General features: G+C 54.3%; 10 protein-coding genes. 1 reads left to right on the top strand and 9 read right to left on the bottom strand.

The annotated features are described in order from the left end of the window. Positions 1 to 28: 28 nt before the first annotated feature. From PRECH8_RS10840 to PRECH8_RS10825, 4 genes are all read right to left on the bottom strand, one after another. Positions 29 to 796: a tRNA threonylcarbamoyladenosine dehydratase gene (locus tag PRECH8_RS10840; RefSeq protein ID WP_200967122.1), complete on the bottom strand. Its 768-nt coding sequence runs from the start codon at positions 794 to 796 to the stop codon at positions 29 to 31. A gap of 105 nt (positions 797 to 901) precedes the next feature. Further along, positions 902 to 2,680, bottom strand: a complete 1,779-nt coding sequence (aspS, locus tag PRECH8_RS10835; RefSeq protein ID WP_200967121.1) for an aspartate--tRNA ligase — start codon at positions 2,678 to 2,680, stop codon at positions 902 to 904. A 215-nt stretch (positions 2,681 to 2,895) separates the two neighbouring features. Beyond that, complete coding sequence (gene hisS, locus PRECH8_RS10830) at positions 2,896 to 4,155, bottom strand: histidine--tRNA ligase (protein WP_200967120.1); 1,260 nt, start codon at positions 4,153 to 4,155, stop codon at positions 2,896 to 2,898. 1,039 nt (positions 4,156 to 5,194) lie between these two features. Beyond that, positions 5,195 to 6,736, bottom strand: coding sequence for a coproporphyrinogen III oxidase (locus PRECH8_RS10825; protein WP_200967119.1), 1,542 nt, complete (start codon positions 6,734 to 6,736; stop codon positions 5,195 to 5,197). A 245-nt stretch (positions 6,737 to 6,981) separates the two neighbouring features. Here PRECH8_RS10825 and PRECH8_RS10820 point away from each other — a divergent pair, with 245 nt between their 5' ends. Continuing rightward, complete coding sequence (locus PRECH8_RS10820; protein WP_200967118.1) at positions 6,982 to 7,452, top strand: C40 family peptidase; 471 nt, start codon at positions 6,982 to 6,984, stop codon at positions 7,450 to 7,452. Positions 7,453 to 7,825: 373 nt separating this feature from the next. Here PRECH8_RS10820 and dtd read toward each other — a convergent pair whose 3' ends face one another. The 5 genes from dtd to secD form a co-directional block, all read right to left on the bottom strand. Further along, positions 7,826 to 8,278 carry a D-aminoacyl-tRNA deacylase gene (gene dtd, locus PRECH8_RS10815; protein WP_200967117.1) on the bottom strand — a complete coding sequence of 151 codons (453 nt, stop codon included), beginning with the start codon at positions 8,276 to 8,278 and terminating at the stop codon, positions 7,826 to 7,828. A 215-nt stretch (positions 8,279 to 8,493) separates the two neighbouring features. After that, the gene (locus PRECH8_RS10810) at positions 8,494 to 10,665 is read right to left on the bottom strand and encodes a RelA/SpoT family protein (protein WP_200967153.1); all 2,172 of its coding nucleotides are present in this window, start codon (positions 10,663 to 10,665) and stop codon (positions 8,494 to 8,496) included. A 157-nt stretch (positions 10,666 to 10,822) separates the two neighbouring features. After that, positions 10,823 to 11,338: an adenine phosphoribosyltransferase gene (locus PRECH8_RS10805; RefSeq protein WP_200967116.1), complete on the bottom strand. Its 516-nt coding sequence runs from the start codon at positions 11,336 to 11,338 to the stop codon at positions 10,823 to 10,825. A 99-nt stretch (positions 11,339 to 11,437) separates the two neighbouring features. After that, positions 11,438 to 13,846: a single-stranded-DNA-specific exonuclease RecJ gene (gene recJ / locus PRECH8_RS10800; protein WP_200967115.1), complete on the bottom strand. Its 2,409-nt coding sequence runs from the start codon at positions 13,844 to 13,846 to the stop codon at positions 11,438 to 11,440. Positions 13,847 to 14,093: 247 nt separating this feature from the next. Continuing rightward, positions 14,094 to 16,286 carry a protein translocase subunit SecD gene (secD, locus tag PRECH8_RS10795; RefSeq protein WP_200967114.1) on the bottom strand — a complete coding sequence of 731 codons (2,193 nt, stop codon included), beginning with the start codon at positions 16,284 to 16,286 and terminating at the stop codon, positions 14,094 to 14,096. Between the last annotated feature and the right edge of the window lie 8 nt (positions 16,287 to 16,294).

Genomic DNA, 16,294 nt, shown 5'->3' with positions numbered 1-16,294 from the left:
GGCTGGAATGATCATCAAGCTGGAATGATCAAGTATGACGTTCAACGACGATGCCGTGCTTAGCCAGAAGATCGTTCACGACGACGCTGACCATAATCAAACCAGCTACCGGCGGCACGAAGGAATTGCTGGCCGGCGGCTGCTGCGCCTTGCGGATCTCTGGTGCATGTTCCGGGACGATGCGCTGCGTGACATCTTCCCGCTGCTTCACCGGCGGCTCTTCGGAATAGACGACTTTCACGCCTTTGGAGATGCCGGCTTTGCGCAGCTTCTGCCGTACGACCCGGGCGATGGGGTCCATGCGCGTCTCAGAGATGTCCGCCACGCGGAACTTGGTAGGATCCATCTTGTTCGCCGCACCCATGCAGGAGATGATCGGGATCTTGCGTTCCAAGCATTGCTTGATGAGATGGATCTTATAAGTGATCGTGTCCGAAGCATCGATGACGTAATCCAAATCATATTCGAACAACTTCTCATAGGTCTCCTCGGTATAAAACATCTTCAAGCTTACGGCGTCGCATTCGGGATTAATCAGCTTCAAGCGTTCCTTCATCACGTCCGTCTTCGGCTGCCCGATCGTCGTCAACAGGGCAGGAATCTGGCGGTTAATGTTCGTGATGTCGACGACATCCTTGTCGATCATGATGATCCGGCCGATCCCGCCGCGGGCCAGGGCTTCTACGGCAATCGAACCGACGCCGCCTACGCCGAGCACGGCGATAGTGCTGTTCTTCATCACTTCGATGCCTTCCGGACCGATCGCTAATTCTGTTCGCGAGAATTGGTGCAACAATGGACCAGAACCTCCTCTATCCTAAGAGGCTGCTCACCCACCCTGCACAGGGAGCGAGCAGCCTTATCTGCATATCGATATGATGTTGAGATGGATGGGCGGTGCTTATTTGCTTGCCGGCGGCCTTAGCGCTACGCGGATCGACAGCTCTTCCAGCTGCTTGTCGGATACCTCGGACGGCGCATCGCAGAGCAGATCTGTCGCGTTGGCCGTCTTCGGGAAGGCGATCGTATCGCGCAGGTTCTTGCGGCCTGCCAGCAGCATGACGAGACGGTCGAAGCCGAAGGCGATGCCGCCGTGCGGCGGTGTACCGTATTCGAAGGCATCCAGCAGGAAGCCGAACTTGTCATAGGCTTCTTCCATCGTAAAGCCGAGCGCCTTGAACATCTTCTCCTGAATCTCGCGCTTATAGATCCGCATCGAACCGCCGCCGACCTCATAACCGTTCAATACAAGGTCATAAGCCTGCGCACGAATCTTGGACGGATCCTCATCGAAGTAGTGGATATCCTCATCCCGCGGACGTGTGAACGGATGGTGTTCGGCGACATACCGCTTCTCTTCTTCATCGTAGCTGAGGAGCGGGAAGTCGACGACCCATGCGAACTTGTACACATTGTCATCGATGAGACCAAGATCGCGGCCGATCTTCAGGCGCAGGTTGCCAAGAACGTCCGCCACGACTTTCTTCGTATCCGCAGAGAACAGGATCAGGTCCCCGTCTTCAGCATTCATACGGGTTTTGAGTTCTGCCAGTTCTTCTTCTGTGAAGAACTTGACGATCGGACCTCTCATCTCGCCGTCCTTCACTTGGATCCATGCCAGGCCCTTCGCCCCGTAGCGTTCAGCGAAAGGCAGCAGATCGTCGATCTCCTTGCGGCTCCAAGTTCCGCATCCCTTGGCATTGATCGCTTTAACCTGACCGCCCTTCTGCGCCACACTCGCGAAGACTTTGACGCCGCAGTTCGCTGCGAGATCCGTCAGATCAACCAGTTCCATTCCGAAGCGCAGATCCGGCTTATCCGAACCGTACTTGCCGATCGCCTCTTCGTAAGTGATGCGCTGGAACGGACGCTCGATCTCCACGCCGATCGTCTCGCGGAAGACGCGGCAGATCAGCTCCTCCATCATCTCCAGCAGCTGGTCCTGGTTCATGAAGGAGACCTCGATATCCACTTGTGTAAACTCCGGCTGACGGTCTGCACGCAGGTCTTCATCGCGGAAGCAGCGTGCGATCTGATAATAGCGCTCGATGCCGCCGACCATGAGCAGCTGTTTGAAGATCTGCGGCGATTGCGGCAGGGCGAAGAACTCGCCTGGATGCACGCGGCTTGGCACCAAATAATCGCGTGCGCCTTCCGGTGTGGACTTCGTCAAGATCGGCGTCTCGATCTCCAAGAATCCTCTTTCGTCCAGGAAGTCGCGGAAGATCTTCGCTGCCTTCGAGCGCAGCATCAGCGTATTCAGCATCTCCGGACGACGAAGGTCCAGATAGCGATATTTCAGACGAATCGCCTCATCGATCTCGATGCCGTCCTCGATGAAGAACGGCGGTGTTTTCGCAGGATTCAGGACTTCGATCTCTTCCACGCGCACCTCGATCTCCCCGGTCTCCAGGTTCGGGTTCACCGTCTCCGGATCGCGCTCTACAACCGTGCCGCGCACGGCCAACACATATTCATTGCGCACGCGGTCTGCGATCGCATGAGCTTCCTCGTTGAACTCCGGGTTGAAGACGATCTGCACGATGCCGCTGCGGTCACGCAGGTCGATGAACAGCACGCCTCCCAGGTCGCGCCGACGTTGAACCCAACCGTTCAACACGACGGTCTGACCGATGTCGGCTTTGGTAATCTTGCCGCATTGATGTGTTCTCTCTAACATTCCTTCAGTTCCCCTTTCACTTATTCGGTTGCGGTTGTTCTCGTATACAGAGCAGATATGCTTGTATGCTCAGCAGATCTGCATGTATGACAGGCAGATAACTCGTATGCTCTGGCAGGTATGTCGTATATTCAACTGACAAGCTTAAATGCTTGCTTGGCAGATGACTCGCCAGACCACTCAGCCCGCTCAGCGGCTCGATCATTAGGGCTCGATTATTCTGCTGGAGCTTCTTTGAGCTTGTCCGCCAGTTGATCCAGCGGCACCGTCTCCTGCTCGCCGGTAGCCAGATTCTTCAGTGTGATCACGCCCTGCGCCAGCTCATCATCGCCCAGGATCCCCGCATATCTCGCTTGCGCCCTGTCCGCGGCTTTCATCTGAGCCTTGATCTTGCGTCCGAGATAATCCCTTTCGGCACGAATCCCTGCAGCACGGAGTTTGAATAACAAGCCCGCCGTTTCCCGCGCGGCTTGTTCCCCTAATCCGATCAGGTAAACATCCAGAGGCTCCTCTCTGGGGATCTCTACGCCCTGCGCCTCCATCACAAGCAGTGCGCGCTCGATCCCCAGCCCCAGACCGACTCCGGGCTGGTCCGGACCGCCGATCTCAGCGACAAGCCCGTTATACCTGCCGCCGCCGCCGATCGTATCGATCGCGCCGATCCCGCCCGCCTTATATTCGAAGGCCGTGTGGGTGTAGTAATCCAATCCGCGCACAAGACGATGGTTGATGCGGTATTCGATCCCCATGTCGGTGAGGAGCTGCTTGACGGCATCGAAATGCTCTTGGCACTCCTCATCCAAGCTGTCCAGTATGGATGGCGCGTCTGCAAACTTCTCCTGGTCTACCTTGCAGTCCAGGACCCGCAGCGGGTTGCGCTCATACCTCGACTGACAATCCTTGCAGAGCTCTGGCAGCATCGGCTTGAGATAGGCTTTGAGAGTCTCGCGATAGGCAGCACGGCTTGGAGCATTGCCGACGGAATTGATCTCGACGATCACATCCCGCAGACCAATCTCTTGATAGAACATGTGTCCAAGCGCGATCACTTCTGCATCGAGCGCTGGATCCACAGATCCGAAGGCCTCGATCCCGAACTGATGCAGTTGTCTGTACCGTCCGGCCTGAGGTTGTTCATAGCGGAACATCGGACCTATGTAAAACAGTTTCGTTACATCCGGTTCTCCGTACAGCTTATTCTCGACATAGGCGCGAACGACGCCTGCCGTTCCTTCCGGGCGCAAGGTCATGCTTCGCTTCCCTTTATCCAGGAACGTGTACATCTCCTTCTCTACGATATCCGTAGTTTCACCGACACCGCGTTGAAACAATTCCGTCTGTTCGAAGATCGGCGTGCGAATCTCCTTATAGTTGAATCTGCGGCAGAGATCCCTCGCCACCGATTCAAGGTATTGCCACTTCTCCACCGTACCCGGCAACAGGTCTTGGGTGCCTTTAGGTTTCTGAAATGCCACTTCGATAACCCCCTTGCTGCAGATATTGTTGCTGCACTTACCCAGCAGTGAATACATGCGAATGCAAGCAAGTGAATGCAAGCACTGTTCATATTGGATATTCCGAGCAGAATATCCCGCCACACAAAAAATCTCCCGTCCCACGACTTCCGCTTACAAAGTCAATACAGGGACGAGAGATTGCAATCAATCACCCGTGGTGCCACCCACATTCGGAATGCCGAAGAAGAGACCGAATAATCGATCTTGATGATCGATCCAGCCGAGGCATTCCCTCATTAAGCGAATAACGCTCGCCGCGCGCCTGGCAACTACTGAAGCCGACGGTTCTAAGGAACCGCTGCCGGCTCGTTCCCTGCAGGTTCTCCGGGATGTCGTTCATCCGTCCGTCTGGGAAGTCTTCCAGCCCAGGACTTCCTCTCTGTTATCAGCGGTTGCGGACTACTCCTTCCCTTCACCGAAGTTGTCCATATCGATTCGACATTATTTATTGATTGTAATATGTAGGCCAGCCAAAGTCAAGCACACAGCTGAGACGATCGTATTTCTGGGTTCTGCATGCCCGGCGCACTTATTCTTTCTGAGACGATAGTATTTGTCGGATCAGCAGACTCCGTTCACCTCTCCAGGCTGAGTCAACACTTTCTGGCGACTCAGCCCACTTCAGTGCACCCCTACAGCCTGAGTCAACACTTTCTGGCGACTCAGCCCACTTCAGTGCACCCCTACAGGCTGAGTCAACACTTTCTGGCGACTCAGCCCACTTCAGTGCACCCCTACAGCCTGAGTCAACACTTTCTGGCGACTCAGCATCCTTCCGCGCGGCGGAAGAATCATTTTTAGATTTCCAGAAGCATCGGCTCAAAAACCCCGTGACCAACATCATCTGATCACGGTGGTTCATTCCTTTTCGAAGAAGAAAAAAGGCCCGCTGCCCGCGAGCCTAGCGAAAATATATCAATTAAAGGGGGTATGCTTTTATTATAGGAGGGCTTTGTTAAATCAGGGTTAATGAAATATTACAGGAGGTTTACAAATTTTAAAGCGCTTTTTCGGCCTTGGTTCCGTAAGCTTCTTCGAGCAAGCGCAGCTTTTTGTCAATATACGCTTGGTACTGGCTGTTGTACGCCATGGGTTCCTTCGGATTCGGCATGCGTTCCACGCGCTGCGGTTCTTCTGCCGATCCGTCGCCGCGCTTCGGCCAGACGATCTTGCTCACCGCACCGCAGCCAAGACCGATCACCGACTGGCGTTCTTCCATCATGATGATGTTATACAGACTTTCCTTCCCGGGCAGCGCATATCCGACATTCTCCATATTGCCGAGAATATTCTTCTGCCGATACAGATAGTAAGGTACATAACCGTGCGCTTCCGTCCATTCGTTCGTCATGCGCACCATCTCCTCGATCTCATGTCGCTCTGCCACCCGATACTGCCCGCGGTTCTTCGTCATCTTGGAAGCCCGCTTAAACGACAGCGTATGCACCGTGAGCGATTCAGGCATCAGCTTCGCTGTTTCCTCCAAAGATCGGGCATAAACGGAGACATCCTCATTGGGCAGGCCGATGATCAGATCCATGTTGATGTTGTTCATCCCCATCTGCCGGGCTAGCTGAAACTTCTCCACCGTCTCCTGCACTGTATGGTGCCGTCCAATCGCATCGAGGGTCGACTGGGTGAAGCTCTGCGGATTGATGCTGATGCGGTCCACACCCCAGCGCTTCATCACTTCGATCTTCTCCGGCGTGATGGTATCCGGTCTGCCCGCCTCCACCGTCAGCTCCCGCACCTCACCCATCTTCGGGAAGCTCTCATGCATCGCTTGGAACAACGCCTCCATCTGTTCGGCGCTGATGCTTGTCGGCGTGCCCCCGCCCCAATAGATCGTCGTAATTCCAAGATCATATTCCTTCAGCCAGGCCCCGATCGCCCTGATCTCTTGGTCCAAGCCGATGAGAAATTCCTCGACAGACCCGTTATTCCCTCGGATATCATAGGCCGGAAACGTGCAATATGCACACTTCGTCGGACAGAACGGAATGCCGATATAGATGCTGACCTCTTGTCCCATATCGTATAGATCCGGCAATACGTCCAGTTGACGCTGTGCCACCTCACTGAGCAGTTTGATCTTAGCGGGGGTCACGAGGTATTCCTCGGCAAGGATTCTCTCCGCCTCGACACGCCCGTGAGCTGCGATCAGGTTGTGCATCAGCTTCATCGGCCGCACACCGGTAAGCACGCCCCACGGCTGCGTAAGCCCCGTCACTCCGCGCAGCAGCTCGAGCACACAGATCTGCACGGATCGCTTTAATGCCTGCCGCTCATCACGGGCTGAGGCCAGCTCTTCCGGTGACAGCCGCACGGTCTCGTGCCGCTCAATGCCCTCATGTATGAAGCTTCCCCGTACTTCGATCTCAGAATCCCAAGAGCCGCCGGCTTCGATCCGCAGCACTGCATCCGGCTCTTCCTGAGCATCCTCATAGATGACATCTACTGAGTCGTAGAATGTCCGCAGCATATGAAAGAGTTCCGCTTGAAAATCTTCAAAACCCATCCGTTCAATCCGAACGATCATATTGACTTAAGACCTCACTTCCTTCTTAGAAAAACCACCATAAACCACCGTCATTGTAACATACATCACCTGCTTCGCCTATACCTTTAACCGATGAACTTCACATCTTCCTCTTCGAAGCGCTTTCACTGATCTCGAAGGGATACACATCCCCGCTCTCCCATAATCTACATAGCCCCATGTGAAGCCGATTATGTTACCCTATGTAAAGGTAATCAATCTATAGGACAAGGAAGGGAGAGAGGATGAAGAAGTTCGCAGCTCTTATGCTCACGGCATTGCTCCTGACCCTGACGATCACGACCACTGCTCATGCAGCACCCAGCAGTTCTAAGGCGGATGCGATTATCGCTACGGCTAAGTCACTGATCGGCCGTGCAGAATATGATTTCGGCACGCGCAATGCACGCCGTCTTATCTTCGATTGTTCATCGTTTACACAGTATGTCTATGCGAAGCATGGGATCGATCTGAAGTGGGGAACTCGTTATCAGAAGAAGGCTGGAACCTTTGTCAAAAAATCCAATCTGCGTAAGGCGGATCTCGTCTTCTTCAGCAGCAGCAGTTCCAGCTCTGCAATCAGTCACGTGGGGATCTACATCGGAAACGGGAAGTTCATCCATATCCTCGATGTGAATGGCAGCGATGTGCATATCTCCAGCCTGACTAGCGGCAAATGGGCAGATCGCTATGTGACGGCTAGAAGAGTGCTCTAAACATGCGCTTATATACGATCGCAGCCAAGCGGTCGAAGCTCTCGCATCACCTGGTGCAAGAGCTTCACCTACATACGTTCCAATGTTATAGGTTCCAATATTCTCCTTATTATGGCCATCGTCTTGGAAATACGCCATGATCAAAAGTTCGCAAAGGTTCTACATAAGCTTCACTCAGCAACGATCGCGGCGCTAATGATGCTTGCTCCGCATGCATCGATTCACGTACATCGTGATGCAGCGCCTGCAACTGTGACTTGGCAGCGAGTCTTTGTTTGGTCGACTGTCTCATACCTTTCGGATACCTCACCTGCGGGATGGTCAGCCTTAGCATACCCCGGTCCCATCAAGTTCAATCACGGTATCCGTCTGCTTAAGCGCCCCGTTGTTCGCTGTCGATTACCAGGGTCACCGGTCCCCAATTGGTCAGCGTGACATCCATCATCGCGCCGAACCGGCCGGTCTGAACCTCTACACCCAATCCTCGCAGCGCTTCATTAAACTGATCATACAACCGCTCCGCCTGCTCCGGGCGGGCTGCCGCCATGAAATTAGGCCTGCGGCCTTTGCGGCAATCTCCGTACAAGGTGAATTGGGAGATGGAGAGGATCTGGCCTCCTGCATCGAGCAGACTAAGGTTCATCTTGCCATCCTCATCCTCGAAGATCCGCAGGTTCACCACCTTCTCCGCCATCCACTTGAGATCCGCTTCGGTGTCCTCATGACGGAATCCTACTAACAACACAAGACCTTGTTTGATCTCGCCCACCGTCTTATCATCTACTTCTACACGCGCTTCCTTGCTGCGCTGTACGACTACTCGCACAATTCATACCTCCCTGATTACCAAAGTTAACGGCGAAGAGCTCATCTTACGCTTGCCGTTTCTTCCTTCATCTCTCCTAAAGCAGCCCATATAATGACAAACTCCCGCTTCGTACTCCGACAGCGGGAACTTCGGTTCGTCTTTCGTCTTGATGAAATGATCCTCGTCATATCACACCAGGTATCGCATGGAACTTTGCACAAGATGTTCCTGAATCAATGCATGAGTCTCTGTACCGAGAAGATATCATTCACGCGCTTGATCTTCTCTACAATCTGATATAGATGATCCTTGTTGCGGATGAGCAGCGACATATGGATATGCGCGATCTTATTTTTGTCAGAACGACCTGATACCGCAGCGATGATCGTCTTGCTTTCGGATACAACTTGCAGCACATCATTCAGCAGTCCGCGCCGATCATGCCCAAGGATCTCGATATCGACGTTATAGGTTGCATCGACATTCGCTTCCCATTCCACTTCGATCAGACGGTTGGACTCGTCCAGATCATCGACGACGGGCAGGTTGTTGCAATCCGCGCGATGCACCGATATACCGCGCCCCCTCGTGATATAACCTAAGATCTCATCCCCCGGAACCGGGTTGCAGCATCGTGCGAAGCGGACCATGATATTGTCCACGCCCTTCACTCGGATGCCGTGTGTAGGACGACTCTTGTGCGCCGTTGACCGGATCTCTTTCACCTCGGAAGTCAGCTCGACCTCGTCATCTTGATCTTTGCGGAAGCGATCGAGCAGGCGCGTGCAGATCTGGGACGGGGTAATGCCGCCTATGCCGGCTGCGGACAGCATATCATCGATATCCTGGAAGGCGAATTTCTTCGCTACTTCCATCAGATTGTCATCTGTCATGACCTCGTGCGGTTCATAACCGAGCCGCTTCAGCTCGCGTTCGATGGCTTGTTCGCCGGCTTTGATGTTTTCCTCGCGTTTTTGCTTCTTGAACCACTGTCTGATCTTGCTGCGCGCATTGGATGACTGGGCGATCTTCAGCCAATCCTGGCTGGGCCCGTAGGAGTGCTTAGAGGTGAGGATCTCGACGATATCACCGGTTTTGAGCTTATGATCGAGGGGAACGATCCGGCCGTTCACCTTAGCGCCGATCGTTCGATTCCCGACTTCGGTATGGATGCGGTAAGCGAAGTCCAGAGGGACAGAACCGGCCGGCAGTTCAATCACTTCGCCTTTCGGCGTGAAGACATAGACGAGATCGGAGAAGAAGTCCACTTTCAGGGATTCCATGAATTCAGAAGCGTCGCGGACTTCATTTTGCAGCTCGAGGATCTCCCGGAACCAGTTGAGCTTCTCTTCGAAACTGCCGCTCGGCACGACGGTGCCTTCCTTATAAGCCCAGTGTGCAGCAACCCCATACTCAGAGGTCTTATGCATTTCATAAGTGCGGATCTGGACTTCCAGCGGCTCACCGTTCGGTCCGATCACCGTCGTGTGCAGGGATTGATACATATTCGGCTTAGGCATCGCGATATAATCCTTGAACCGTCCGGGCATCGGTTTCCACAGGGTATGCACGATGCCAAGCGTCGCATAGCAGTCTTTGATCGTATCGACCAGGATGCGAATCGCCAAGAGGTCGTAGATCTCATTGAACTGTTTGTTCTGCGTCGTCATCTTCTTGTAGATGCTGTAGATATGCTTTGGACGGCCGGACAGTTCGCCGCGGATGCCTGTCTCCGCCAATTTCTCGGAGATCTTCTCGATACACAATTCGATGTACTGTTCCCGTTCCGCCCGCTTCTTCTTCATCAGATTAACGATGCGGTAATATTGCTGGGGATTGAGATAGCGAAGCGAGATGTCCTCCATCTCCCATTTGATCGCTGAGATTCCAAGCCTGTGGGCCAGCGGACAGTAGATCTCCAAGGTTTCTTCGGCGATTTTGCGCTGCCGGTCCTCTGATTGATACTTGAGCGTGCGCATATTGTGCAGTCGATCGGCCAGTTTGATCAGGATGACTCTAAGGTCCTGAGCCATGGCGACGATCATCTTCCGGTAGTTGGCGTTCTGCTGCTCTTCCTTCGTCTTAAATTGGATCTTCTCCAGTTTCGTCAGACTATCGACCAACTTCGCACATGTGGGGCCAAACTGCTCTTCTACCATCTCCAAGGTGACGTTCGTATCCTCGACGACATCATGAAGCAGCGCTGCTTCCAACGTCGTGACATCCAGCTGCATATCGACGAGGATCTCCGCAACGGCCAAGGGATGGAGGATATACGGTTCGCCCGATTTGCGGATTTGTCCGGCATGGGCTTTCTCCGCAAAATCATAAGCTTTGCGTATACGCTCCAGATCATTCGGTTTTAGATATTGCCCGGCTTTAGCAAGCAGTTGATCGATGCCCATCTGAATTCCTTCCTCTGTAGTAAGCATAGCAGTCGCCTCATACCTCAATGTGGGTTTTCTATTCATTATGAATGGTTGCGCCAGTTCCGTCAACTCTTGTCCGAATCGAAAGCACTATTGCGCCCGCTCATTTGGTTATATATGGGGTTCAAAATGATCAATAAGTCACAAGTGTATGAATCGGGATGTCCTTCAGCTTCTCTCTGCCGTGGAGATAGGACAGTTCGATCAAGAAGGAGGCTGCGACCACGCGGCCGCCCAACCGTTCGATGAGCTCAACACAGGCTGAGATCGTGCCGCCCGTCGCCAGCAGATCATCGGCGATCAATACATTCTGACCCGGCTGAATCGCATCCTCGTGAACAGCCAGCTTATCCTTGCCGTATTCTAAGGAATAATCAGCCTCGATCGAGCGATATGGCAGTTTGCCGCTCTTGCGAATCGGCACGAATCCTGTGCCCAGCGCGTAGGCCAGCGGAGCGCCGATGACGAATCCCCGTGCTTCAGGGCCTGCGACCATATCGATCTTCAGATCAGAGAGTTGTTCTTTAAGGGTGTTGATCGCCTCCCGATAGACCTCTCCGTTTTGCAGCAAGGTTGTGATGTCTTTGAAGCGAATGCCCGGTTGCGGAAAATCTTCAACTACGCGGATGTATTCTTTGAAATTAAGCATATAGGTCCCACCTTCATACAATTAAGTATATGGATTAAGCCAGATTAAGCTTGGAGTTCTCAGCTCCATGCTGGATGATCCCGCATCATCCTGCTGGCATCATCCCGCTTGGCTGACTTCCGACTGGATCATCTCATAGATCGTCTCTGTCAGCTGCTGTGTCGTCATAAGCAGGAGTGATTCCGCCAGCGGCTGTCCGCGCTTTCGCATGGTGAACAGCTTGGATTCCGACAGTTCGCGCGGCACTGGTTTGGGGACATAGTTCATGCGGTCGCCTTCCCTGACCACAAACTCCAATTCCTCGAAGACGCGGATGATCCAAGCGACATCGGCATCCGCAAGGCCCGTCCGCTGACTGATGATCCGAAACCAACGGGTGTCAGCCGCAGGCCAGCTCCGCTGCTGCCGCAGATGAGCGTAGACATGTTTGAATCTCTCCCGCGGCGGACAGCCGGCTGCCCAGAGCTCTGCATCAGCGAGCCAGATGCATAAGCGTTCCAGCTGGCTGCCGTACCTCCTTAACATCCGTTTCCAGGTCTCGCTGCTGTGCGGCAGCTGAACAAGAATCAGATCGGTATACGGCTGCGGCGATGGATCGGAATGCAGAGGCCTAAGGTTCCCGTCATCCTGAAGAAGCAAGATACGCTGCTTGCCGAACATCGCTTCGATGACCTGGATCCAGTACGGGCTGCTGTCACAGATGACGAAGGCCGCTTGTTCCCGCAGTCCCGGCATATGACGTACGCCCGCCACGGCCGCTTGCAGCGTCGGTTTCAGACCGCGCCAGTCGAAGACCTGCAGATGATTCACACGGATGTCATGGATCAGAAGCTGCGGTTTGCGCATCCCGTTCCATTCATTCACCTGCAGCTCACCGACGACATCCGCCTTTGCCTGGGCAGCGATATGAGCTTGCAGATGCCCGAAGCCGAAGCCGACCGCATCCAAGACAAGTCCTGTCTGATCGCTCAGCAGCAGCTTGAGGTGCTGTCCTTCCTTGCCGATCTTGCGCATCTCCTTCACCGCTGCCTGCGGGATCAGCAGCTTCGGCGAGCGGTTGCCGATGCCGAAGGGCGCTAATCGCTCGAGCTGCTCGATCAATTCAATCGTACAATCCGCAAGACCGCAGCGAAGATCCACTTCCGTCAGCGGGATATAATCCTCTTCAGTAAGCTGCTCGCGTGCCAAGGCATTCAAGCGTTCTTGAAGCTCCTCCAAGCGCTCCGCGGACAGCGTCATCCCCGCGGCCGCCTGGTGACCGCCGAAGTGATCTAACAGATCCGCGCATTCCGCCAGCGCCCGATAGATATCGAAGCCGTGGATGGAGCGGGCCGACCCCTTCGAGAGTCCCGTCTCAGGATCGGAGGTGAAGACGAGAGTCGGACGGTAGAACCGCTCCAACAAGCGGGCCGCCACGATGCCGATAACGCCGGCATTCCAATGACCGCTAGCGGCGATGATCACCGGCGGGAGGTTCGCCTCATCCCCGTATCGATCCATCAGCATCTGCAGTGCTTCTTCCAACGTTTCATCAACGATGCGCTGCCGGTCGCGGTTCAGTTCATCCAATTCCTTAGCCAGTTCATAAGCTTCTTGTTCATCTTCAGTGATGAGCAGGTTTAAGGCGATGTCCGCGGAAGTTAACCTGCCGCTGGCATTGATGCGCGGTCCGATCGCAAAACCGATATGGCCCGCGGTGATCGCCCTGCCTTCTAATCCGGCAACTTGGAACAGGGCCCGCAGCCCCGCCGAGGAGCTCCGCTGCATGGCAGCTAACCCCTCTCTTACGATGGCGCGATTCTCATCGATCAGGGGCATGAGATCGGCGATGGTACCCACAGCCGCCAGCTCGATGAATCGCGCCGGCACCTCTCCTATGAGGGCTTGCGCCAGCTTGAGCGCCACACCGACTCCCGCCAATTGCTTAAAAGGATATGAGCAATTGGGTTTCTTGGGGTTGATCACCGCAGCTGCTTGCGGCAATCGCTCGGGCGGTTCATGATGGTCTGTGATCACCAGCTCAATGCCCAGCGATTCAGCATACTGCGCTTCCTCATAGGCGCTTATGCCGGTATCCACCGTGATGATCAGATCCACTCCGTCCTGCTTTGCCTTGTCAAGGGCTTCCCGATGAAGCCCATATCCCTCATGTACACGATGCGGGATATAGGTGTCGAACTTCGCCCCGAGTTCCCTCATCAGCCACGTCATCAAAGCCGTACTCGTAATCCCGTCCGCATCATAGTCCCCATAGATGCGGATGTGCTTCTCTTCCTGGAGCGCTCTGCGTATCGTCTCGACCGCTTCCCGCATCCCGTCCAGCAGATAGGGATCATGCCTGCTGCCGCCGTCCTCCTGCAGGAAGGCGCGAATCTGCTCAGGAGTATCATATCCCCTTACCAAGAGAAGCCTGGCAACCAGCGGATGAATTCCGCACAGGTCTGCCAGGCGTTCTGCCTCTTCATATTCAACCGCTGGGATGACCCAGCGCGTTCTGGATGCAAGCACCCTGTTCTGCCCCCTCTCCATGCCTCAACCCCATCCATGGCAACCTCTGCAGCGAGTGAACTTGCTGCGTCCTCAGCTTCATGGATGGGGGTCAGCAGGTCTTTCGTTGACTTGCATCATATCGTCATGAATTCAACGCGATGATCTTTCATGTGATAAGCCGCATGAGAGCATTCCCATGAGAACATCCTTCGAGCGATCATCCCTCGTGCGGTGATCCTTCGAATGAAGCTCATGCAAGCGTTGATCATTCGCTTGCGGTCGGCTTCTGCAGCGACTTGAGTTTCAGCGACATCCAGATCGGGCTGGCGATGAAGATCGAAGAATATCCGCCGAAGGTAATCCCGATCGTGATCGCTAAGGAGAACAGGAAGATCGATTCGCTGCCGAAGATCATGAGCGCCACAGAAGTCATAAGCAGCGTTATCAGCGTATTGATCGTGCGGCCCAAGGTCTGCCACAAGCTGTTGTTCACGATCTCCTTGAGATCCTGCTTGTCCTTTAACTTGGCGAAACGCAGGTTGTCCCGGATACGGTCGAAGATGACGATCGTATCGTTGATCGAATATCCGATGATCGTCAAGATTGCCGCGATGAAGGTCAAGTTCACTTCCAATTGCAAGATCGAGAAGATGCTGATCACGACGAAGGCGTCGTGCAAGAGTGCGATGATCGCAGCCACAGCGAACCGCCATTCGAAGCGGATGAGGATATAGCCCAAGATGAACACACTTGCGGTAAGTACCGCGATCAAGGCCAGATTCCGCATCTCGAAGGCCAATACCGGGTCTACAGTATTCTGTTCATAAGAGGCGCTTCCCTCTCCAAAATGTTCATCGATGACCGCCTCGAGGCGGTCGATTTCCTGTTCTGTGAGCACATGATCGAAGCGAAACGTGATCCGATCGCGATTCGCCCCGCCGAGGTTGCGCGTTGCCGGCGCAAGCTCCGCTTCTGCGACCAATTCATCGATGACTTCCTCGCTTGTGCTTTGATTAAGCGTGATATCAAGGGTAGTCCCCGCTTTGAAGTCAACGCCGTAATTAAATCCAGCGAATGCCATTGACAGCACGCCCGCCAAGGTCAAGAGAATCGAGAAAGCATACGCCTTCTTGCCGTGGCGGATAAAGTCGAACTTGCTGATCGCCTTCTCGTGCAGATCCGTCTTCGACGAGAGGCTCTTGATCTCCTCCGGCTTCACGCCAAAATATCCCGGCTTGTTGAACTTTCCTGTGCGCACAAGCCACAGGATGAGCGCTCTGGACAGAAGAACGTTGGTGAACATCCCCACCGCGATGCTCAGGATCAAGGTCAGGGCGAAACCCTTGATCGCGCCTTGTCCCATGAAGAAGAGCACCGCAGCTGCTACGACCGTCGTCAAGTTGGCATCGATGATCGTCCTGAGCGATGTCTTCGAACCGGAACGCACCGCCGATAAGACGCTCTTGCCGATGCGCAGTTCCTCGCGGAATCGCTCATAGGTGATGATGTTCGCATCGACAGCCATGCCGATCCCCAGGACGAAAGCAGCGATCCCCGGCAAGGTCAGCGTCGCATTCAGCAAATTGAAAACGATGAGCAGAATCCAGACATAGACGATTAACGTAAAGGAAGCCACTGCCCCCGGCAGCCGGTAATAGATCAACATGAACAGCAGGATCAAGATCGAACCGATGATGCCCGCCTGCATCGTCTGATCCAGTGATGCCCGTCCAAGCGAGGCATCGACTTGCTGTATGTACTTCTCTTCCAGTTTAAGCGGCAAAGCGCCGAGATTAATCGTATCGGCCAGTTCCTGGGCTTCCTGCACCGTTCTTTGTCCCGTGATCGTCGCTTTCCCGCCGCTGATCGGATATTGTACTTCCGGCGCCGAGATAATCTCGTCATCCAGCATGATTGCCAGTAAATTGTTAGGCGGGATCTTCCTGGACAGCCTGTCCGTAATCTCATAAAACTTCTGACCGTCTACCAATTCGATATTGACAAGCGGCCGGCGAAGTTCGTCGTAGCCCACTGTCGCGGAGCCTTCAACGAAATCGGTGCCCCGCAGCTCGATCTTACAGAATGGTTCATCCTCGCTGCAGCCGTCATTGCTGCGGAAGGTGAGCACGGCGGGGTCCTTCATCCGTTTCCGCACCTCGTCGATATTCTCCACACCGGCGATGCGTACGCGGATGCGGTTCTCCCCTTCCGGATAGATCTCGGGTTCACCCACACCGCCGACGACGTCGGCTCGTTTCTGCAGGTTCTTCGCGGTGACCACCAGCGCCTCGCGGGTCACCTGCTGCCCTTCTTCCAAAGGCGAAGCTTCATATAAAATTTCAAAACCGCCCTTCAAATCGAGTCCGAGTTTGACGGAATCGAGAATCGTCGGAACGGTTCCAATGATGAGTGCTAGTGTAACTGCTGTAGTTAAGATGAATGCGACTAATCTTTTCATGCAGGATA

Source organism: Insulibacter thermoxylanivorax, from assembly GCF_015472005.1.
Classification (GTDB): domain Bacteria; phylum Bacillota; class Bacilli; order Paenibacillales; family DA-C8; genus Insulibacter; species Insulibacter thermoxylanivorax.
Note: the sequence above shows the minus strand (reverse complement) of the source record. Positions and strands in the feature narration are given on the sequence as shown.